Source organism: Candidatus Acidiferrales bacterium, from assembly GCA_036514995.1.
Classification (GTDB): domain Bacteria; phylum Acidobacteriota; class Terriglobia; order Acidiferrales; family DATBWB01; genus DATBWB01.
The window spans coordinates 1-18,999 of record DATBWB010000016.1 but is presented as its reverse complement, the minus strand read 5'-3'; the positions used below and the strand labels follow the sequence as shown (position 1 = coordinate 18,999).

The following is an 18,999-nucleotide window of genomic DNA, read 5'->3' as shown; positions in this document are numbered from 1 at the left end:
CACCAACGACGCCTCGCTCACCAATGAGATTCCGATTCCCATTGTCAACGCCACCGGGAGCCTTCAGCCCGGCGTCGGCACCGCGGCCTCCATACCATGGTCTTGGGTTCGCATCAACCTTAAGACGGAACGCGCCAGCGGCGAGGACCTCAATTTGGATGGGACGACTGCGGACGATGAGCCCGTCTTCTACTACCAAACCCGGCAATACCGCCGCGCCGATCTGCTCCCGTTGGTTCCCTCTGTGCTCCCGCCACCTTGGGGGCCGCCGCCCGCAGCGGACTCCGGCCGGACCTGCGTAGCGACGGTTTGCGCCGCTCCGGTCTATATGCTGACTGCCTTTGCGACCATCCCCGGCGTGGCGGCCTCGGGCCGCGTCGTGCGAAGTGAAGTGGCGGCTCTCCCCTCGTTTTCGATGAACGCGGCCATTCTTTCTTTGCCGCCCATCCAGATCAGCGGTACGTCCCAGTATTATGGCTACGATGGGTGTGACCCTGACTGCGCCGGCTTCCCGCCGGGAACCCCGCCGGCTACTTGCAGCACGATCATTCCTCTGCAGTCGGCCGCTCCGGCGGGCTCCAACGTCAGCGGCAATTCAGCCGACACCTACCCGCCTCCGCCCTGCCCGCCGCCAGGCACCGGCACCGCAAAGGCTTGTGTTCAGCAGAACGTGCCTTTCACTTACAACGTGGACGAGCTCATCAATACGCTGCGACCTATGGCCACGCCCCTGGCACCGGGCGGCTACACTGGCCTGAAGATTGGCGGCTTTCCTTTCACTGATCCCATCAACGGAACTGGGGCCGAGCCCGTCGTCACTTATGTGGGCGGCGACTTCAAGTGCACCGGTGGTTGCTCCGGGGCCGGCATTTTGATCGTGGACGGCAACTTCGACTTCAATGCCAGCATGGAGTTCTATGGCATCATCATCGTGCGCGGAAACGTCAGCGTGCTGGGCGGCGGCAGCCCCACGACCGGCTGTAACATCTATGGCGCCCTGCTCTCCGGCGGCACGGTTCAAAGTACCTTAGGCGGGAGTATCTGCTTCCGTTACAACACCTGCGCCCAGCGCAACCAGTTCGCCACCATGCCGCTCTTGACGCTCTCCCTGCGGGAGATGCCGCAGTAAGGGAAAACCATGGGCAGACGATTTTCAACACCTCTTTCTACCCTCTTTCTGATCGCAGTCCTGTCGCTGGCCGCCGCCCCGCTCCGATCTTCCGGCCAGCCAGCACAGGATGAACAGAAGGAAACAAAGAAGGCCCGGAAAATCTGGACGAACGACGACTTCCCTTCAAACCCGGCTGCGCAAAAAGAGGAAGCCAAAGCATCAGAGGAATCGGCTCCGGCGGCGGACCCTTTTGCGGAGCTGGATAGAGCCAGAGAAGAGCGCAAGCTCGCGCAGGAAGATCTTCAAGCTTTCCACAAAGACCGCGAGGAGTTGCGCAACCGACGTTCTCGCGCCTCGGAAAGCGTCGAGATGGATATGCTGGATCTCGCCATCGAGACCGCAGAGACCAAAATTGTCAAGCTCGAAGAGCAATTGAAGGAACTCGATGAACGCATCGCGCGGCTCGAAAAGCAGACCAGGGGTCGAAAACGGCCCGCTCCCAAACCCGCCACTCAACCTTCTGGCTAGCCACTCACCCCGCCGTAAACGCCGAGGCCTCGCTCCGCACCGTCTTCCAGTCATTCGCGGGCAAACAAATCCTATCGGAGGATGTTGCATCGCGGCTGACGTGGTGGCGTAGCACAGTAGTGGTTCTACTTCGACGAGGGTTTGGATTGTTGGCTGCCTCCTGACGAGACCTTGCGGCAACTCTTTCGCGCGGAGGTTGAGCGCGAAACAACGATGTGCACCGGTCTTGCTTCTGGGCAAATGCTGCCGCAGCGGCCAGCGGGCGTGTTGGGGCGTGCCGGACGGCCCCAAGAGTGTGATGGCGTCGCCCCGGCGGTCACCTGACCTGCCCTGAAACATGCTGTCTCAGCCTGAGACGGCGACACCGTGTTTTGCCTCCCCGAGCTTGCCACTAACGTCTTTTTTTTCTGCCACTTGCCATTTGACCGTGGATGGGCAGCGGGCTTGCTTGGAAAACTGCCGGCGCGGGGACGCGACCCTCTCCAAGCGGGTGGTGAAGGAATGATGAAAGCAAGCCTTTTAGAAAAAGAAGAAGGACGGCAGGCCTTGTCGAGAACGGGCGGCTATTCGATGACGGAGATGCTGGTGGTGGTCGCGTTTGTGATCATCCTGGCGGCGATGGCGGTGGTCAATTTGATGTCTGCCCGGCAAGGCATCCGCGCCGAAAACGCCCTTCAGACGGTGGTCGGCCAACTCCGGCTGGCGAGGGAGATTGCCGTGGACCAACGGCAGGACGTCCTGGTGACATTTACTGAGTCTCGCATAATAGATTGACATTGTTCGGTTCCTTGTGCATGCTGTGCGCATGGAAACGAAGACGACCCAGCGGTATCGTTCCCGGAGAGACTTTGCCGGCATGGAGCGTCGGCGCTTGGCGGCCGGCCGGCTGTTCGCTCAGGGAGTCGGGCAGTCGGAGATTGCCCGCCGCCTGGCCGTCACACGCCAAGCCGTTCACGTCTGGTTCACGCGGTGGAAGCAGCGCGGCAGGAAGGGGCTGGCCGCGGCCGGTCGCGCCGGGCGCAAGCCGCGTCTCCGCCCGCGACAGCGGCAACAGGTCGAGCGGGCCTTGCTCCAAGGGCCACGCGCCCACGGCCTCGATGCCGACCTGTGGAGTTTGCCCCGCATGGCGGTCGTTATCGCCCGGGTCACCGGCGTCCGGTATCATCCGGGCCACGTCTGGCGGGTCATACGGGCGCTGGGTTGGAGCGCCCAGAAGCCCCAGCGGCGTGCCCGGGAACGCGATGAGGCGGCCATTCAACATTGGAAATCCCAGGTCTGGCCGGCCATTAAAAAAAAGCCCGGCGCACCCGGGCGCTGTTGATCTTTGTGGATGAAAGCGGCTTTTCTCAGAGGCCGCCCATCCGCCGCACCTGGGGACCTCGGGGGCGCACACCGGTTCTGGTGCACAACTTCAATGGGAGGAAGCTCTCCACCATCGGCGTCCTGATCGGTAGCCCCGGTGGCCGGTCCGTGCGGTTGCGGCTGGGTTTTCGGGAAGGCTCCATCGTCAGTGCTGATGTGGTGGAGTGTGTGCAGGCTTCTGCGCCGCGAGTTCCCCCGACCGATGATCCTGCTGTGGGATCGCCTGCCCGCCCACAAGAGCCGCCAAACCCGCTCCTACCTGCAGGCCGCCACCCAACAGGGATGGCTCCGGCTGGAATGGCTGCCCGCCTACGCCCCGGAACTCAATCCCGTCGAGTACCTCTGGGGGTACCTGGACGGCGGCGTCCTGGCCCACTACGCGCCCCCCACCTTGGGCGAAATCCGCCAGCGGGTAAAGGCCGGTGCCCGGCGCGTTCGCCGTTGCCCCGACGTGCTGCGTGGCTTCCTGAAAGCCAGCAGTCTCTTTTTTTGACTCGTATGTCAATGTATTATACGAGACTCAGTAAGAGACGATGGGCGTTACCCTTCTAAACCGGCCTGCCAACGGCAAGAACTAACTGCCTATTCCTGGATCATAAAATGGTTGACGCAGGGGGGATGAAGCAATAAAGTCTCGTCTTCTTGAAACCAAGATCGGAAATTCCCGTCCAAGGTAGTGGAAAAGGGTTACCCATGGCGCCGGAACCGCCGGCGCGAAACTGCGGGATACCGGCGAGCGCTGGAGTTAATCTTGAGCTTGATCCGCCTGTCCAACAGTAGCCGAAGCATGCGCCGCGCGAACGACGCCGGACAGAAAGCCACAGGCGGGAAGAATTCACGGAGGGAGAGCATCATGAAAAAGCAATTCAGAATGGCCCTGCTGGCGCTGGCCCTGCTGGCAAGCCTGGGGTTGGCCACAGCCGGAGACGCATTGGGGCAGCAACCACCGCCCAAGCCGCAGGCGGCTGCGACCGCAACACCGACCGGCGCCAAGCCACCCGAGGCCAAGAAACCAGAAGAGGCCAAGCCGGCCGAAGACAAGCCCTTTGACGAAGTGGTGAAAGACATGGAAGTGATGAAGGGGCTTTTCACTTTCTACCACAAGGCGGAGGAAAACAAGACCCTGATGGAGGTCCTGCCCGAGCAACTGGACAAGATGTTCCTGTTCGCCGGCAGCGTCCATCAGGCGGTGGGCGAGCGCGGGATCTACGCGGCGCAGATGGGCGGCAGCTTCCCGTTTTTCTTTCGGCGCGTGGGGAAGAACATCCAGTGGGTGATGAGAAACACGAACTTCACCGCGGCCAGCGGTACGCCGGCAGCGCGCTTCACGGCGCGATCATTCCCCGACGCCATCCTCAGCTCAGCCAAGACCCAGTCCAAGCCGCATCCGGAGAGGAAAAGTATCCTGATCGACGTCTCGGAGATGTTCCTGAGCGACCTGCCGGGGTTTGTGATCCACTTGAACCAGGTCTATCAGCCGACCAGCTACCGCTTTGACAAAAGCAACAGCGCCGTGGGTACGGTGAAGACCTTCCCGGAAAACGTCCTGGTCGAGGTCTGGCTGCACTACTCGACCGACAACCCGCGAACCATCTCGGTCGCGCTGCCGGATACCCGCAGCATTCCGATCGTGGTGAAATACGAAATGTCGGCGCTCGGCGAAACCAGCTACAAGCCGCGTGTGGCCGACGACCGCGTGGGTCACTTCCACACCGTGCAGCAGGATTTCACCTCCGACCGCCCCAGTTCACCCTATGTCCGCTACATCGAACGTTGGCATCTGGAGAAGGCCGACCCCGGCGCCAAGCTTTCTCCGCCCAAGGTGCCCATCGTCTTCTGGCTGGAGAATACGATTCCGGTCGAATACCGCGACTGGATTGCCGAGGGGGTGTTGCTGTGGGACAAGGCGTTTGAACGGATTGGCTTCAAGGATGCCCTGGTGGTGAAGCAGCAGCCGGACGACGCCGACTGGGATCCGGCCGACACGCGCTATAGCACCATCCGCTGGTTTGCCGGCGTGGACGCGTCGTTTGCCATCGGACCGTCGCGCGCCAACCCCTTGACCGGCCAAATCTACGACGCCGACATCGGCATCAGCGAAGGCATTATTCGGGGTGCCCGGCGGTATGGCGAGGAATTCGTCGGGCCGGTGGTTCAGGAGGCAGAGGAGGAGGCAGGCTGGCTGCCCACCGCCTGGGGCCGCAACCCGCGCTTCCGGTGCAACTACGCCGGCGGGTTGGCGCAGCAGGCTGCGCTCGGCATTGCGGTACTCGACGCCCGCGGGATGCTGTCGCCGGAAATGGAACGGAAGCTGATGCGGGAGTACATCCTCGAGCTGGTGGCGCACGAGGTCGGCCACACGCTCGGCCTGCGGCACAACTTCCGCGCCAGCACCATCCTGAAGGTCCACGAGCTCAACGATATCCAAAAAACGACCGAGTTGAGCCAGTCGAGCTCGGTGATGGACTACAACCCCGTCGTGATCGCCACGCAAGGCGAAAAGCAAGGGCACTTTGTGCCCGTCACGCTCGGTCCTTATGACTACTGGGCCATCGAGTATGCCTACAAGCCCGGCGAGGGCGATGAGAAAGCTGAGCTGGCCAGGATTGCCTCGCGGGTGGCCGATCCGATGCTGCCCTACTCGACCGACGAGGATGCGCTGGGAACCTTCTCGGCGAGCTCGATCGACCCGAGGGCCAACCAATACGACCAGTCCGACGACCCCATCGCCTACTTCGGCAAGCGCATCCAGATCGTCCACGAGCTGTGGGGTGCGATGGAGTCCAGGCTGGCCAAGCCCGGCGAAGGCTACCAGGTAATGCGGCGGGCACTGGCGCGCGGGATGGGCGAGTACAACCGGGCGTTGCTCACTTCCTCGAAGTACATCGGAGGCATCTACCACCACCGCGATCACGTCGGCGACCCCAACGGCCGCGTGCCCTTCACGCCCGTGCCGGCAGCCAAGCAGCTTGAGGCGCTCGCATTCCTGCGCACCTACGCCTTCGGCGAAAAGTCGTTCCAATTGCCTTCGAGCCTCCACAACAAGCTGGCCATCGAGCGGCTCCCCGGCCTCGACTTCATCAGCTATTTCACCGTGCAACGCATCGACTACCCGTGGCACGATGCCGTGCTTGGGTTGCAACGCGGTGTTCTGAACCGGCTCTACAACCCCATCGCGCTCGCCCGGCTGCAAGACAACGAACTGCGGTTCGCTGCGAATGAAAAACCGTTCGTGATGGCTGACCTGTTCAAGGGGCTCGACGCTGCCATCTGGTCCGAGTTGGGCACGGGCGCGGCGAAGATTTCAAGCCTCCGCCGCAACCTCCAGCGCGAACACTTGAAGCAACTGATCCGCCTGACCTTGCGGCCGGCCCCGGCCCCCTCGGCGCCCCCCATGCCGGCGGGGATCGTCATTCCGACGCCCCCCACGCCGCGGCCGCCCGAGGATGCTACGTCGCTCGCGCGCGCTAGCCTGGTGGAGATCCGGACGAAAATCCGCAAGGCACTGGCCGCCGGAACCGTGACCGACGCCACCACCCGGGCACACCTCGAGGAAACTCAAGTGCGAATCGCCTCCGCCTTGCAAGCACAAGTCGAGAAGCCGGTGGAATAGTGGTCAGCTTGCGAACAAAGTAAACAAGGGCCTGATGCTTCCCCGAAGTCTCGGGACGCCAGGCCCTTTTGATTTTGGAGTTGGGTTTCCAAAATGATCGGATGCTGCTCAAAAAAGCGGGTCAGAGGGTCGCAATGGGGCGGCTGATTCTTGTTGGTGTGGGAGCTTCTCATGTGCCTACCTACACACAGATGACGGCGCACCGCTCCCAACTCCGGCTTCGGAAAGTCCGCCAGCGCTTCACCGCCAGCGGGTTCAGCAGATCATCGAAACGATTCTCCACCAAGAGGCGAAAGCGGCTCTGGGGAAGCGCATCGAGCCTCCGTTACCCCCTCACCGGATGGCTTGGATGGGCCTTTTTCCGGAACCCGCCATCAGTTCCTCGTTTAGCAGCATCACCGCCTTGTCGTTCCCTCGAATCCTGAATACTCAGTCCCCCAGCTTCGGATGATGCTCCGAGAGGTAGAAGGGATCCTCGGCCGGGAGATCACGGCTGAGGAATGGAATCGGCGCTGAGTACAATAGCCTACAGAGGAGGGGAGGAGGGCCTAAAGAAGGAGCACCGTTTGTCCGGTCAACTCGATTCGCTTGCGGCAGCGGATATTCTTGCACATGACGAGATCTTCGGCGCGGACCATGTAGGAACGCGCTTTGGCGAACTGCGCCCGATCTTGATCATTGGCGTGAGGAGGAAGCTGGTTCTTCTTGGTCCGTACCAGCCAGCGAACCTCGTAATCGGCTTCCTGCCGGCAGTGGGGGCAAACGAGATGGGCTGGTTTTCTCTGCGCTTCCTCGGTGTAGAAATCTCGCTCTTGCACGGTTGGCTCCTCAGCGCGCCTCGGCCGCAACCCTGGTTGGCTCGACGGCAAGGGGGAACTGAATGCGGAACGTGGTTCCCTGCCCCGCGGTCGAATAAACCTTCATCTCGCCGCCATGCGCATCCACAATCCACTTGGCAATGCTCAACCCGAGCCCGACGCCTTCCACTGTCTTCGACCGCGCCCGATCCACTCGATAGAATCGCTCGAAGATCCGCGGCAGATCATTTTCCGGGATGCCGATGCCGGTATCGGAAATGGCGAAAACGGCCGAGGAATCGTCCTGGCTGACGGCCACGCGAATGCGGCCACCGGCGGGAGTATATTTGATGGCGTTGTCGAGCAAATTCAAAACCAACTGGCGCAGGCGCGGCTCGTTGCCCCGGGCGACCACCCGGCCGGTGGCGCCCGTCTCCAACCGCACTCCTTTCTCTTCCGCCAGCGGCTTCATCTGGTCAACGAGGTCGGCGGCGAGCGCGTCCAAGGCAACCGGCACAAAGTCCAGGCGAATTTCGCCCGCCTCGGCTTGCGCCAGCGTGAGGAGATCATTCACCATGCGCGACATCCGGCCGACCTCTTCCAGATTGCTCTCCAGCGTCCGGCGAAGGTCCTCGCTCGCCGAAGCGGACATCAGCGCCAGCTCTGTTTCTCCCTGCATCGCCGTGAGCGGCGTGCGCAGCTCGTGAGAGACATTGGCGGTAAACTGGCGAATCTGATCAAACGAATGTTCCAGGCGAGCGATCATCTGGTTGAACGTTGCCGCCAATTGATCCAGCTCATCATTGCTGCCGCGCACCCCGATGCGCAATGCCAGATTGGACGCAGTGATCTGCCTGGCCGCAGCGGCAATTTCTCCCACCGGCCGCAGCGTGCGCCGCGCCATCAGCCAGCCGCCCAGCAGCGCCAGGGCCAGCACCGCCGGCGTCCAGATGGCAAGGACGACCACGAACTGATCCATGGAGTCATAAATCGGCCCCAGCGGAAAGCCGAGCTGTAGAAGATATTGTTGTCCCTCGGCATCATAGAGAGGGACGTTGATAAAGCGAATGGCCCCGCCGCCGGCCAGTTTGACCTCGTTGAACTGGACCTGCTCGCGGAGCAGGGTTTGCAAAACCTTTCGGTCCAGGTTGAGCCCCATCAACTGAAGCTGGGCCGACTGCTTGATGAGGTTGCCCCGGGCGTCGCTGATTTGAACGTATTCCAGGATGCGGTGGAGCTCCGGTTCGGTCAGCAGCTCGTTCGGACCTTTCAAGAGCACCGGCTGGCCGTTTTCGATGTGGAGCATCTTCTGGATGCGCTGGGCGGTATCCTCCAGGTCCCAATCAATATTCCACTGGAGCGACGTGTAAAGCGAGTAGGAGAGCAAACCGCCGAACATCACCAGCAGCACGGCAAAAATCATCGTGTACTGGACGGTCAGTTGATACTGGATGCTGCGGACGCGATGCGTCATGGCGGCGCTTGCCTCTCGAGGCCGGTAACCGTGCCCTCGCCGCGGAGGGTGTAGCCCACGCCCCGTATGGTGTGAATCAGTTTGCGCTCGCAGCCGCTGTCCACCTTATTGCGCAGGAAACTGATATAAACGTCAATCACATTTGTGAATTTTTCAAAGCTCTCATCCCAAACTTGCTCGGCGATCATGGATCGGGTGACGACCTGGTTGGCATTCCGCATCAGATACTCAAGCAACAGATACTCTTTTTGGGAAAGCTCGATCTCCTTGCCGCCGCGGGTGACCTTGTGGCGGATGGGATCAAGCACCAGATCGTCCACGTGAAGTTCGTTCATGGTTTCGCGGGCGCCTCGCCGCAGCAGCGCTCCGACGCGGGCCATCAATTCGGCAAAGGCAAAGGGCTTGACAAGATAGTCGTCGCCCCCGGCTTCCAGGCCTCGAACGCGGTCTTTCACCGCGCTCTTGGCTGTCAGAATGAGCACCGGGAGGGCCGCGTTCCGGCGGCGGATGGCAGCGAGCACATCGAGCCCCGATTGCTTCGGCAGCATCAGGTCCAGAATCACAAGATCAAATTCGTTGGTTTCCGCCCAATGGATGGCACGCTCGCCGTCGCTTGCCAGTTCGACCACGTGCCTGGCCTGCTCGAGCCCACGCTTGAGGAAGCTCGCCACCTTCTCTTCGTCCTCAACCACCAGGATCCGAGCCATGGGGATTGCGATTATACTCGCGCTCCGGCCTTCTTGCCCAATTCGGAAACGGTCACGCAGCGCCACCCCCGCTCGGCAAAACAAGGCAACGCCAGCGCCAGGGCGTTCACCGTGTGCATGCGGTCTCCGTTTGTCCGCCGGTGATCACCGTCGTGAAGCAGCACAATATCCCCGCTGCGCGTCTTCTTCAGCCGCTCGGCAATCTGTTCCGCCGGCTGCATCTTCCAGTCTCTCGGCATGACCGACCACATGATGACTTCCATGCCCGCGCGCCGAACGATGGGAAACAGGTGCGGGCCGCGAAACCCAAACGGCGGTCGGAAGAGCCGGGGGCGCACCGCACAAACCTCTTCGATCGCTCTGTGGCACTCCTCGAGCTCTCGGGCGATTCTGCCCGTGCCTTTCCAGAAAAGATTCGGATGCGTCTGGGTATGGTTGCCGAGAGCGTGGCCACGCGCCGCCACTTCTCTTGCCAGCTCCGGGTGCTGGCGGACGAATCTTCCCACCAGGAAGAAGGTCGCCTTGGCTTCATGCCGATCAAGCAGGTCGAGAAGCGCGGGAGTACAGCGGGGATTGGGGCCATCGTCGAAGGTAAGCGCCACCTCGAGGCAATCCTCGCCCTTGGCGGACCGGCGGTGCACCACCGTTCGCCCAAAGAGCTGGGACGACGGCACCGCTGCGCCCCAGGCAGCGATCCCGGCCAGGGCAGCAGGCACGGCAAGGGGCAGAAGATTCATGGGCGCACGCCAGTTTCCATCCCGCCTCGGCGGGGCTGTTTCATCCGGCGGGCAACCTCGGAGGCTTGTTGCGATACCCGATCCGGGACAGCGAAATTTTCCACCTCTCTGTTCTTCCCGCCTTCCCAGCGATACTTTATCGTAAGTCTGCCACACCTTTTCAGCCAAAGCCAATGCCGGGGGAGAGGATCACTCTTGTACGCCTGGCGGGTTCTGCATAGAGTAGTGACGGGGGTGAACCCGGCAAAGCACGGCATCTGTTTGAATACTGTTTTCGATCCCCTGGAGAAGGAACGCCGGGCCTATCGCTCGAACGCGCAGGACATCCGCGTGCCCACCCTCTATCAACTCGCCCGCTGCCTCGGGCGACGGCAAGAGGGCTACCGCTTTTCTACGGGACGTGTCTCGCCATCGCGCATGGGAATATTGAGCCTGGCATCGAACTCTTCCAACACCGATTGCGCCCGGGCTCGGCCGATGGCCCGCCGCAAGCGCAAAATCCGCGCCGAGCGGCACGCTCCAATCGGCCGCCAGGCCGAGCGAATCCAAATTGGCCTCGCCGCCATTTCCGGTGAGCCGCGCCGCCAGATTGTCAAGGGGAAAGAGGTCGGAAGCAGCCCGCGAAGGGACCCAGGCCTCCTTTCCCATCCGGGAACAGATAAGCGGGAAGAGGTCGTCTCAAGCTTGCTTGCGCCGAACCAGACCAACCAGAGCCGGAATCAGCGGCAGCAATCCCAGAGCCACCACAATCACTCCGGTGATTTGAAAATAGCGGTTCGATGATTTGAGCAGCGGCGCGCTGACAAAGATCGCGTCCACCGCATAGTGGGCTACCAGGCAAGTCAGCAGATCGTACTTGATGAAGAAGTAGCCGAAGATCAAGCCGACAATCGTCACTTCAATGCCCCGCACATAGACCGGAAATATCGGGTAGTTCGAGTGGCCAAAGGCCCAGATCACCGCCGGAAGCAACAGGGCCAGCGCCGTGCTTTTCAGATATTTCTTCACCACCGTGATCCCGAAAAAGCGATAGGCAAACTCCTCGGTGACCGAAGCAAGAAACCCAACCAGGAGCGGGAACAGGAACGGGAATTTGGTGTTCAGGATGTTCGAAAAGGGCCCCTCCGCTTGCACGAAGACGTGAAGGAAGCGCCCGGCAACCAGATAGAAGACCACAAAATAACCGACCAGCAAAAAGGCCAGCAGGTAGCCCCGCACAGCAGCCTGGGCCACCGCCGCCGTTCCCCAACGCCCGCCGATCAGGTCGTTGAGCGAGGCGACACTTCCGGGATAGAGTTCGCGTGTCAGGGAATCTCCCGACGCGCCCGCCAGCAACGTCAGGAGCCCGTACACGAGCGCGGCAATCACCGTGAAGACCAGCACGGTGGCCAGGAACACCCCGTAAGGAATCTGTGTTTGATAGTTGGCTTGCAGGAGCGGCATCGAATTCAGCGCAGCAAGGATCAAAAGCACAGCAATCCCCGCGCCCAGCGTAACCGCGAATTTCCAGCGCAGGTCGCCCGACTTGTATCGAATGATGACGATCACCAGGGCAACGATGAAAATGATGACCGAGAAGGCAAAACTGAGGATGGTCAGGAGCGTACCCGCAGATTTGGTCTTCACAAAGTCGCGCTCGAACTGTTCGGGAACCTTCAAAAACTGCCGCAGGCCGCCGACCGTGTCGCCCTGGATGGCCACCGAGAGGCGCAGCTCGGCGTCGCCGATCTGAAAACCTTTCTTCTTCCAGACAAAACTGTGATCGGCGCGGTTCTTCCGCTTCTCGCTGGAGGCGTCCACCGGCTCGTATTGGCTCAGGTCCATCTTGGCGACGTTCGAGACAAACTCCTCGGCTCGCCGGCGCGCTTCCGCCTGCTCGAGGTTGGCCCCCGGCTTCTCCTCTTCCAGTTCGCGGCGGAATCGCAGAACCTTGCCGTCGGGCGTTACCGCCACCCGGTATTCCAGTTTTTCAAGCGGCCGAAACCAGCGCGCTTGCCAGAACCAAACCTGCACCTGGTCGCGAATCACTTCGTTGGCTTTCTCCATGCCAAGTGTTTTCTGGAGATAGATGGCGGCCTCGTCGTCAGCGCCAAAAATCGTGACGCTCGAGTAACCGCTCACGTTGAATCCGCGGGCGGCCAGGTAGTCGGCGGCGATTCTCTGCGCCTGTTCGCGTTCGATCTTGACGTCCACCGAGGCGGACGGGAAAGCTTTCTTCTGATAACGGACAAAAGTGAAGAGGCCGAGAGCGGCGAGGAGAACCATCACAACCCAGCCCATGCGCCCGTTGCTCATTCTTGCCTCCTGAAATCGTTTTCCAACTTTTGCGTCAAAAGCGCGGGGAAGCTAACGCGGCTGCCGGAAAACCGCTGGCATCCTATCTGCCGCGTCCCGCCAAGTCAAGGCAGAGCGGGGGCTCGGTCTTCAAAAACCGGCTGGCATGCAACAGTGAGGGACTTTGAGCCCGTCATCCCGCACGGCGGGAACAGGCTTAGGCTCGATACTCCTGTCATTGACGCCAAAGCGACGCTCTGGTACGGGCGGGCTATTGACAGCCGATTTCCTGAAGCGTACAAGCGAGAGCAACGACGCCCTGTTGATTCGAGCCTGTCCAGTCCGAAGTTAGCCTTGGCCTCTTTTGCCCCGGGTGAAGTAGATCGCCCTACCCTGTTTCCCGGTCCCAACCGCCTATCCGCCTGTTGCTGAAAGCTGCTGACCCTGACCCGTCTTGGCAGAGCTGAGTGGAGGTCGCTGAGTTGCTGGCCAGGGTCTTGCGCGGGGTGGTTCTTCCCTTGCTGTTGAGCGGCGTTCCCGCGGCGCTCGACTGCGCCGGTCAGGCCTCGCCCGCACCCCGGGGCTTAAGCCCGGGGTTTCATGAACCAAACTCGAAGATTCGCCGCAGCGAACTTGTCCTGGCCGAGAAAGTGGTCCGCCAGGCCCTCCGTTATGTTCCTAGAAGACTGCGCATCGAGGACTGCCAGGTGGTGGCCGACCTCGATACCGTCCTCGAAGGTCAAGACCCCGGCCTGATTCGTCAGGCCCGCGGGTATGAAGCTTTTGTTCTGGGCAATCACTATCCTATCTTTGTCAACTTGAATGCACCGCTCCTCCGGAGCGCCGTGCTTGCTTACAAGCAGGACCCCATGGCCAACTCCGTTTTTATCTATTTGCTGGCGGCCGTGCTAGCCCATGAACGAGTGCACGCTGGCGGCCCCGACCGCAGTACGGCACGGCTCAAGCCCGGGGATTCCGACGAGCGGAAAGCCTATCAAGCCGAACTGTTGCTCCTCTATCAGTTCCGCGACTTGCGCTACATCGGCGGCGATGACGTGGATCGTTACATTGACCACGTCGAAGAGCTCGCGCGAACGTTCCGGAAACAGAACTAGCGCCGTTCCCACCAGCTCTCCTGTGAGTCTCACTGGGTCGCCCCGAAGCTTCGGGACTGGCGGGAAGGTGTCGTCTTCCATCCTTACTTAGCTTCTGAAGTAGAAACGGGGCAGTCAACCGCTGGCCCGGGGCATGTGCCGATCAGCTCCCCGCTAACGCTCGAATAGCTCGCCCGCCGGAACGATTTGTAATTTCTCCTTGTTGATGTGGAGCGGATACACCCCGATTATCCTGTCCTCTTCGAGGATAGCCGCTGGCATGGCGGCCGGGTAGTTGACCGGCGACGGAACGTTTTCGAGCAGAGCATCGCGGAAGCTGGCGGCATCCTTCGTGATCACCGCCACCTTGAGGTTTCGCCATTGCAAGTGCCGCTGGATGGCTGCGTTTACGTCCCCTACCGTCAACTTTGACAGCTCCTCGGCGATCCGATCAATGAAGTACCTTGTCCCATAGAAATCCGAGTCCATCTGGTAGCCAAGCCGGCGGTTGAGCGTCTGGACCCAAAGCTTGGAATAGTTGAGCAGGAAACTGCGGGTGGCCTCAAAATCCTCCTGGGAGAGCCCCTTTTCCGCCAGAAGTTGAAGCTCGCGGATGGCCTGGCGCAGCACAAAATGACGGTTGGGATGCTCCACCGGGCGAATCCAGATGCTGAAGAATTGTTGCCGGCGCGGGATGTTCGGCACCGGGAAGGTGCTCCCGCCATCCTGAATGAAATTCTCGATGTAAGAGTAGTCGCCATAGTTGAAACCGCGCAGGCCGCGGATGTGCTGCATCAGAACGCCATTGAAGGTGCGGTGCTCGCCAAAATAGGAGTTGGCCGCCATCAAGGCGTAGAAATCCTTGTCGGCGCGGGTCACGTCAATCGGAAAGCCGATGGAGATAGCGGTGGCCCGCGACTCCTTTTCCACCAGCGTCATCTCCATGTCCTGGATCTTTTCCGGCTGCGGAAGCTTTCGCTTGTCCTCGCCTCGGCGGGGCAGCTTGCCGAAGTCGGCCTGGATTTTTCTCACCAGGTCGTTCGGGTAGCCGCCGGCAATCCCGACGATGATGTTGCCGCGGGTCCATGTCCGGCGGTGAAAGGCCTTCACGTCTCCAAGCGTGATGGCTTTCAGTCCTTGGACGGTGCCGGCCTCGGTGGTGCCGTAAGGATGGTGGCGGTAGAGCATGGCGTTCAGGGTTTGCTTGCCGAGATTTTCGTCGTCGTTCCCGCGCAAGGTATTCTGCAAATAGTTGAGCAAGAACTCCCGGTTGCGAGTGAAGTCGCTTGGATCAAACCGCGGCTCGCTGACCAGGTCGGAGAGAATTTTGTAGAAGGGCAGGAGAAAGTCGAGGTGGACGCGGCCTGTCAAGACCGTCACCTCCTTGTCCGGTTGGGCGCTGATCGAGGCTGCCCAGGGGAATAGTTTCTCGACCAACCGGTCGTAGCTCAGTTCCCTGGTGCCTCCCCGGCCGAGCATGAGCGCCGTGAGCGCGTTGAGGCCCTCTTTCCCTCTTGGATCGTTGATCGACCCGGCGCGAACTTCAATCTGGAAGGAAATGACAGGCGAGTCCGGGCTATAGAGTTCCTTGATTTTTACGCCGCCGGCTTCCGCCGCCCGGACTTCTCCCACAAGAAATGCAACCGCAAAAAGCAGAATCATCGCTCGCTTCATGGCTTCTTGGCTCCGCTCCGGGACAGTGTCACCACCGTCCGATTTTCCGGGACGAAATATTTCCTGGCCACCCGCATGATGTCTTCCGGCGTTACCTTCTGATAGAGCGCGTAGGTGCGGTTGACGGACTCGGGATCGCCGGTCAGTTCGCCAAAGTGGCCCATCGTGCGAGCGATCGTACTCGGGTTGTCAAGCGCCATGGCAAAAGAGTAGCGCAGGTTGGATTGGATGGCGGCGAGGCGCTCGGGAAGCACCGGATTGCTTTTCACGCCTTCCAACGCCGCGTAGATTTCATCCCGGACAGCATCCATGTTCTTGGCGTCTTTCACGCGGGCGAGGATGGTGAAGAGGTAAGGGTCGCGGTGGTCAGGCAGGTCGCCGGCGATGAATTCGACCCACTGTTTTTCGATGACCAGCTTGCGGTAGAGCGGCGCGCTTTCTGAAAAGACAAGCTGCGAAATCACGTCGAGCGTCGGCGCCTCGATATCCCGGTCGCTGTAAGCGGGCCCGCGGTAGGCGATGGCCAGGTAGGGCAACGTCGGATTTTTCCACTCCACGTGAGCGACTTTTTCCTGTGTCGGCGGGGGCTCGGCCGGCACATCCGCCTGATAGCTGCCGCGTTGCCACCCGCCGTAGTATTTCTTGATGAGCGCCATCAGGTTTTCCTGGTTGAAGTCCCCGACAACCACGAGAAGGCAATTCTCCGGCCGATACCACCGGTCAAAGAATTTCAGGCTGTACTCGTACTGGTTGGGCATGTCCTGGATGTCCTTCAGAAAGCCCATGGTGGTGTGCTTGTAAGTGTGAGCGGTGAATGCGGTATCTCGCAATCGCTCAAAAAGGGTTTGGAAAGGCACCGAGTAGTTCTTGTTGTATTCGCCCAGGATGGCGCCGGCTTCCGTCTTGAACGCTTCTTCCGAATAGTGGAGATTCATGAAGCGGTCGGACTCGAGGTCAATGATCTTTTCGAGCGCCGCCGAGCTGGCCACCGCGTGGTAGGCGGTCCAATCGTCGGTGGTGAAGGCATTTGTGTCGGCGCCGATTGCCTTGTAGGCATTGTTGTACTGTTCGGAAGAATATTTCCTTGTGCCGCGAAACATCATGTGCTCGAAGAAATGGGCAAAGCCGGATTTGCCCGGCTCGATCTCGTTCCTCGAACCGGCGCGCACCACCGTGTAGTAGGCGATGATGCCCGGGCTATCGTACGGAACGGACAGGACGGTAAGGCCGTTGTCCAGGACGGTCTTGCGCATGGGATAGGGAAAAACCTTGGCGTCGGACGCCAGCCCCGCCGTTGCCGGGGCCAGTGCGCTCGGGCTCACCACCGCCAAGAAACAAAGCGTTCCGAAAAGCCGCCTCATTTTGCTCATGGGAATTCTGCCTCAGACAATCCTCTCGTGATTTTGAGACTACATGGGGAATCGAAGCGCGGGAAAGGGATTATACCACTTCGGAGGCTGGCTCATCTTGCCCGGGACCAGGTTCTCTTCCCGGCCATCAGCCGGCCCATGTTACCGGACAGCGAAGCGATGATTCACCATGAGTCGTTTCCGGGCGAGCCCCCTCGCCTGCCGAAGAAGATTCCCGGCCCCACTCGCGGCCGAAACATCTACTCGAGCCACGGCCGTGGGATCTACTTGATGCGCAAGGCGATGGACGAAGTCCGATTTCAGCGGTCGGGTTCCCGCGTGGTGCTAAAAAAGCGGAGACGCTGATAGATAAAATGTCTAGGCGTGTTGAGCGCTGTACTTCCCGCCTTGCAGAACGGATATTTCGTTTTCGATTTTGACCATCCGATCCATGATCAGGTTAACGACCATGAAATCGTGTTTGCTGCGCGCCTCGCCCAAGCGCTCTTCGAGCGATGACAGAAGTTCCTCCAGCAACCGAACACGCTCCTCGCGAACGATACTCGTGCCCATAGCACACTTCTCCTTCTCGGCCGCAAGGGGATTACGTGACTGGCGCTTTCGGAAGGAGCTTTAGTATCGCATGACCCGGCCGTCCGCGCAAGCTTGCCTGTTCCCACCTTGTAACCTGTCGCGTTTCTTCTGTTGTTCAGGACGCAAGCTGGCGCGGATGCTCTGTTGAGCGCGATCGAGGGGACTGTTGACCTGCCGGGCGAACGGGTTGAACATAGACGCATGCGCAATCGGCTGCTCTTTACTCTCTGCCTCGGCGGCGCGTTTGCAAGCGGTTATCTTGCATGGAGCTACGCGTCGCCTGAACATCCTCTTGCTTGCATCGGCAGCGGGTGCGACGCTGTCCGGGCAAGCCGCTATGCGCAGTTTCTGGGTTTGCCGCTTCCCCTGTACGGCCTGGCGATGTTCCTGGTGCTTGCTCTCTTGAGTTTCGGGAAAGGGATTGCGACGGCTCCCTGGGCGCGAATTTTTTCTCGCGTTATTGTTCTCCTCTCCGGCGCTGGCTTCCTGGCGTTTTCCTATCTCACCGCCATCGAGGCTTTCGTCCTTCATGCCTGGTGCTTCTGGTGCGTCCTGGCGGCCGTTTTGGGCACCGGCGTATTTCTGCTCGCGTTGCTCGACCGAGAAACGCCAGCGGCCGTGCCCGGCCATGCGCGGCGCGAGGCCAAAGTTTTGGCCGCGATCCTCGCCGGGTTTGTTGCCGCCGGCGTGCCGGGGTTCTATGCGCTGACGCGGGCGGCCCGCCAAGGTTCCGCCGCGGCGCGCGGGCCCGCCCTCACACTCGAACTTACAGAAGAAGCCAGAGCGATCTTGATTCGGCCGGATAGCCATCGTCGGGGTAATTCAGCTTCGGGAGTGACGGTCGTGGAATTTGGCGACCTTCAGTGCTCGGCATGTCGCCGCGCTCAGGAGAGCGTACGGGAAACACGCGCCCTTTATGGCGATCAAGTCGAGTTTGTCTTCCGCCATTTTCCCCTTCCGGCCATTCATGCGTTCGCGTGGAAAGCCGCTGAGGCGAGCGAATGTGCCGCCGAGCAAGGAAAATTCTGGGAAGCGGTAGATTATTTTTTCGATCATCAAAACGATTTGAGTCCCCCTGCGCTCAAGCGTTATGCGGGCCCAATCGGATTGGACGCGTCCCGCTTCGAGAAGTGCCTGGATAGCGGGGCGATGAGCGCTCGCGTCGCCCGCGACCTCGAGGACGCCAGGGCCCTGGGCTTGAAACTGGCGCCCACGTTTGTGATGCAGGGCCAGGTCATCGGCGGGGCTATTCCTTTTGCCCGGATGCGGGATTTGCTCGACCGAGCCCTTGCTGCGCGCGCCTCGGCAGAGCCCCGCCCCGCCGGCACAGCCGAAACAACCGGTCCGCAACCTTTCTATAGCGCGCTGCCGGGAAACGCATCCCGAAGCCTCGGGACGGAAGCGCCGGCCTTTGGGTCAAGACCGCCGGGCTTTGGAAACCTCGAAAAGGAAGAAGCCTCATGCAGCGAAGAAGCAGCTTCACAACCCGAGGCGCCGGCCATCAGGCTCGAGGAAGTGTACCGAGCTTTCCTGGGTGGCGAGGTTCTCTTCGTGGACGTGCGCGAACCGGACGCCTTTCGCGCCGGACATATTCGCGGCTCGCGGAATATTCCCCTCGGCCAGGTGGAGCGCCGGCTCAATGACCTGCCGCGCGACCAGAGGATCGTGCTCTACGATGACGATCC

At 60.8% G+C, this 18,999-nt stretch carries 18 protein-coding genes; 10 read left to right on the top strand and 8 right to left on the bottom strand.

Translation table 11 applies throughout. From position 1 onward, the window contains the following. The 6 genes from VIH17_01455 to VIH17_01430 form a co-directional block, all read left to right on the top strand. A partial coding sequence (locus tag VIH17_01455; GenBank protein ID HEY4681898.1) for a hypothetical protein occupies window positions 1–1,129 on the top strand: 1,129 nt, incomplete at its 5' end. A 9-nt stretch (window positions 1,130–1,138) separates the two neighbouring features. Then, entirely contained in the window at window positions 1,139–1,639 is a 501-nt protein-coding gene (locus VIH17_01450; protein HEY4681897.1) for a hypothetical protein, read from the top strand. A gap of 501 nt (window positions 1,640–2,140) precedes the next feature. Beyond that, entirely contained in the window at window positions 2,141–2,413 is a 273-nt protein-coding gene (locus VIH17_01445; protein ID HEY4681896.1) for a hypothetical protein, read from the top strand. A 31-nt stretch (window positions 2,414–2,444) separates the two neighbouring features. Further along, complete coding sequence (locus tag VIH17_01440; protein HEY4681895.1) at window positions 2,445–2,960, top strand: winged helix-turn-helix domain-containing protein; 516 nt, start codon at window positions 2,445–2,447, stop codon at window positions 2,958–2,960. 195 nt (window positions 2,961–3,155) lie between these two features. Beyond that, on the top strand, window positions 3,156–3,494 hold the full coding sequence (locus VIH17_01435) for a transposase (GenBank protein ID HEY4681894.1): 339 nt from the start codon (window positions 3,156–3,158) through the stop codon (window positions 3,492–3,494). Between the two features lie 360 nt (window positions 3,495–3,854). After that, complete coding sequence (locus VIH17_01430) at window positions 3,855–6,614, top strand: zinc-dependent metalloprotease (GenBank protein ID HEY4681893.1); 2,760 nt, start codon at window positions 3,855–3,857, stop codon at window positions 6,612–6,614. Window positions 6,615–7,162: 548 nt separating this feature from the next. Here the strand turns inward: VIH17_01430 and VIH17_01425 are convergent. The 4 genes from VIH17_01425 to VIH17_01410 are packed head-to-tail and all read right to left on the bottom strand — an operon-like array spanning window position 7,163 to window position 10,329. Continuing rightward, window positions 7,163–7,432 (bottom strand): hypothetical protein, encoded by a 270-nt coding sequence (locus VIH17_01425; protein ID HEY4681892.1) that lies wholly within the window; start codon window positions 7,430–7,432, stop codon window positions 7,163–7,165. A 10-nt stretch (window positions 7,433–7,442) separates the two neighbouring features. Next, window positions 7,443–8,885 carry a heavy metal sensor histidine kinase gene (locus VIH17_01420; protein ID HEY4681891.1) on the bottom strand — a complete coding sequence of 481 codons (1,443 nt, stop codon included), beginning with the start codon at window positions 8,883–8,885 and terminating at the stop codon, window positions 7,443–7,445. Next, on the bottom strand, window positions 8,882–9,592 hold the full coding sequence (locus VIH17_01415) for a response regulator transcription factor (protein HEY4681890.1): 711 nt from the start codon (window positions 9,590–9,592) through the stop codon (window positions 8,882–8,884). The genes VIH17_01420 and VIH17_01415 overlap by 4 nt, the downstream gene beginning before the upstream one ends. Window positions 9,593–9,603: 11 nt before the next feature. After that, entirely contained in the window at window positions 9,604–10,329 is a 726-nt protein-coding gene (locus VIH17_01410) for a polysaccharide deacetylase family protein (protein ID HEY4681889.1), read from the bottom strand. Window positions 10,330–10,554: 225 nt separating this feature from the next. Here VIH17_01410 and VIH17_01405 point away from each other — a divergent pair, with 225 nt between their 5' ends. Then, window positions 10,555–11,112, top strand: coding sequence for a hypothetical protein (locus VIH17_01405; GenBank protein HEY4681888.1), 558 nt, complete (start codon window positions 10,555–10,557; stop codon window positions 11,110–11,112). Here VIH17_01405 and VIH17_01400 read toward each other — a convergent pair. Beyond that, window positions 11,008–12,624, bottom strand: coding sequence for a type II CAAX endopeptidase family protein (locus tag VIH17_01400; GenBank protein ID HEY4681887.1), 1,617 nt, complete (start codon window positions 12,622–12,624; stop codon window positions 11,008–11,010). The genes VIH17_01405 and VIH17_01400 overlap by 105 nt on opposite strands. A gap of 446 nt (window positions 12,625–13,070) precedes the next feature. Here VIH17_01400 and VIH17_01395 point away from each other — a divergent pair, with 446 nt between their 5' ends. Then, entirely contained in the window at window positions 13,071–13,718 is a 648-nt protein-coding gene (locus VIH17_01395; protein HEY4681886.1) for a hypothetical protein, read from the top strand. Between the two features lie 153 nt (window positions 13,719–13,871). Here the strand turns inward: VIH17_01395 and VIH17_01390 are convergent, their stop codons facing one another. Beyond that, entirely contained in the window at window positions 13,872–15,371 is a 1,500-nt protein-coding gene (locus tag VIH17_01390; GenBank protein ID HEY4681885.1) for a pitrilysin family protein, read from the bottom strand. After that, the gene (locus VIH17_01385; protein HEY4681884.1) at window positions 15,368–16,741 is read right to left on the bottom strand and encodes a pitrilysin family protein; all 1,374 of its coding nucleotides are present in this window, start codon (window positions 16,739–16,741) and stop codon (window positions 15,368–15,370) included. The genes VIH17_01390 and VIH17_01385 overlap by 4 nt, the downstream gene beginning before the upstream one ends. Window positions 16,742–16,879: 138 nt before the next feature. Between VIH17_01385 and VIH17_01380 the strand changes: the two genes are divergently transcribed. Next, the gene (locus VIH17_01380; GenBank protein ID HEY4681883.1) at window positions 16,880–17,086 is read left to right on the top strand and encodes a hypothetical protein; all 207 of its coding nucleotides are present in this window, start codon (window positions 16,880–16,882) and stop codon (window positions 17,084–17,086) included. A gap of 12 nt (window positions 17,087–17,098) precedes the next feature. On the opposite strand, the gene VIH17_01375 is transcribed toward VIH17_01380, so the two are convergent. Continuing rightward, a complete protein-coding gene (locus tag VIH17_01375; GenBank protein HEY4681882.1) occupies window positions 17,099–17,293 on the bottom strand; it encodes a hypothetical protein in 195 nt (64 codons plus the stop codon). 165 nt (window positions 17,294–17,458) lie between these two features. Between VIH17_01375 and VIH17_01370 the strand changes: the two genes are divergently transcribed. Continuing rightward, window positions 17,459–18,999, top strand: a 1,541-nt coding sequence (locus VIH17_01370) for a thioredoxin domain-containing protein (protein HEY4681881.1), incomplete at its 3' end; no start/stop codon positions are given.

Coding starts and splice junctions, on each gene's coding strand:
- VIH17_01430 (HEY4681893.1), top strand. CDS start 3,855: ATGAAAAAGCAATTCAGAATGGCCCTGCTGGCGCTGGCCCTGCTGGCA.
- VIH17_01390 (HEY4681885.1), bottom strand. CDS start 15,371: ATGAAGCGAGCGATGATTCTGCTTTTTGCGGTTGCATTTCTTGTGGGA.
- VIH17_01415 (HEY4681890.1), bottom strand. CDS start 9,592: ATGGCTCGGATCCTGGTGGTTGAGGACGAAGAGAAGGTGGCGAGCTTC.
- VIH17_01410 (HEY4681889.1), bottom strand. CDS start 10,329: ATGAATCTTCTGCCCCTTGCCGTGCCTGCTGCCCTGGCCGGGATCGCT.
- VIH17_01450 (HEY4681897.1), top strand. CDS start 1,139: ATGGGCAGACGATTTTCAACACCTCTTTCTACCCTCTTTCTGATCGCA.
- VIH17_01445 (HEY4681896.1), top strand. CDS start 2,141: ATGATGAAAGCAAGCCTTTTAGAAAAAGAAGAAGGACGGCAGGCCTTG.
- VIH17_01380 (HEY4681883.1), top strand. CDS start 16,880: ATGTTACCGGACAGCGAAGCGATGATTCACCATGAGTCGTTTCCGGGC.
- VIH17_01435 (HEY4681894.1), top strand. CDS start 3,156: ATGTGGTGGAGTGTGTGCAGGCTTCTGCGCCGCGAGTTCCCCCGACCG.
- VIH17_01385 (HEY4681884.1), bottom strand. CDS start 16,741: ATGAGCAAAATGAGGCGGCTTTTCGGAACGCTTTGTTTCTTGGCGGTG.
- VIH17_01440 (HEY4681895.1), top strand. CDS start 2,445: ATGGAAACGAAGACGACCCAGCGGTATCGTTCCCGGAGAGACTTTGCC.
- VIH17_01375 (HEY4681882.1), bottom strand. CDS start 17,293: ATGGGCACGAGTATCGTTCGCGAGGAGCGTGTTCGGTTGCTGGAGGAA.
- VIH17_01420 (HEY4681891.1), bottom strand. CDS start 8,885: ATGACGCATCGCGTCCGCAGCATCCAGTATCAACTGACCGTCCAGTAC.
- VIH17_01400 (HEY4681887.1), bottom strand. CDS start 12,624: ATGAGCAACGGGCGCATGGGCTGGGTTGTGATGGTTCTCCTCGCCGCT.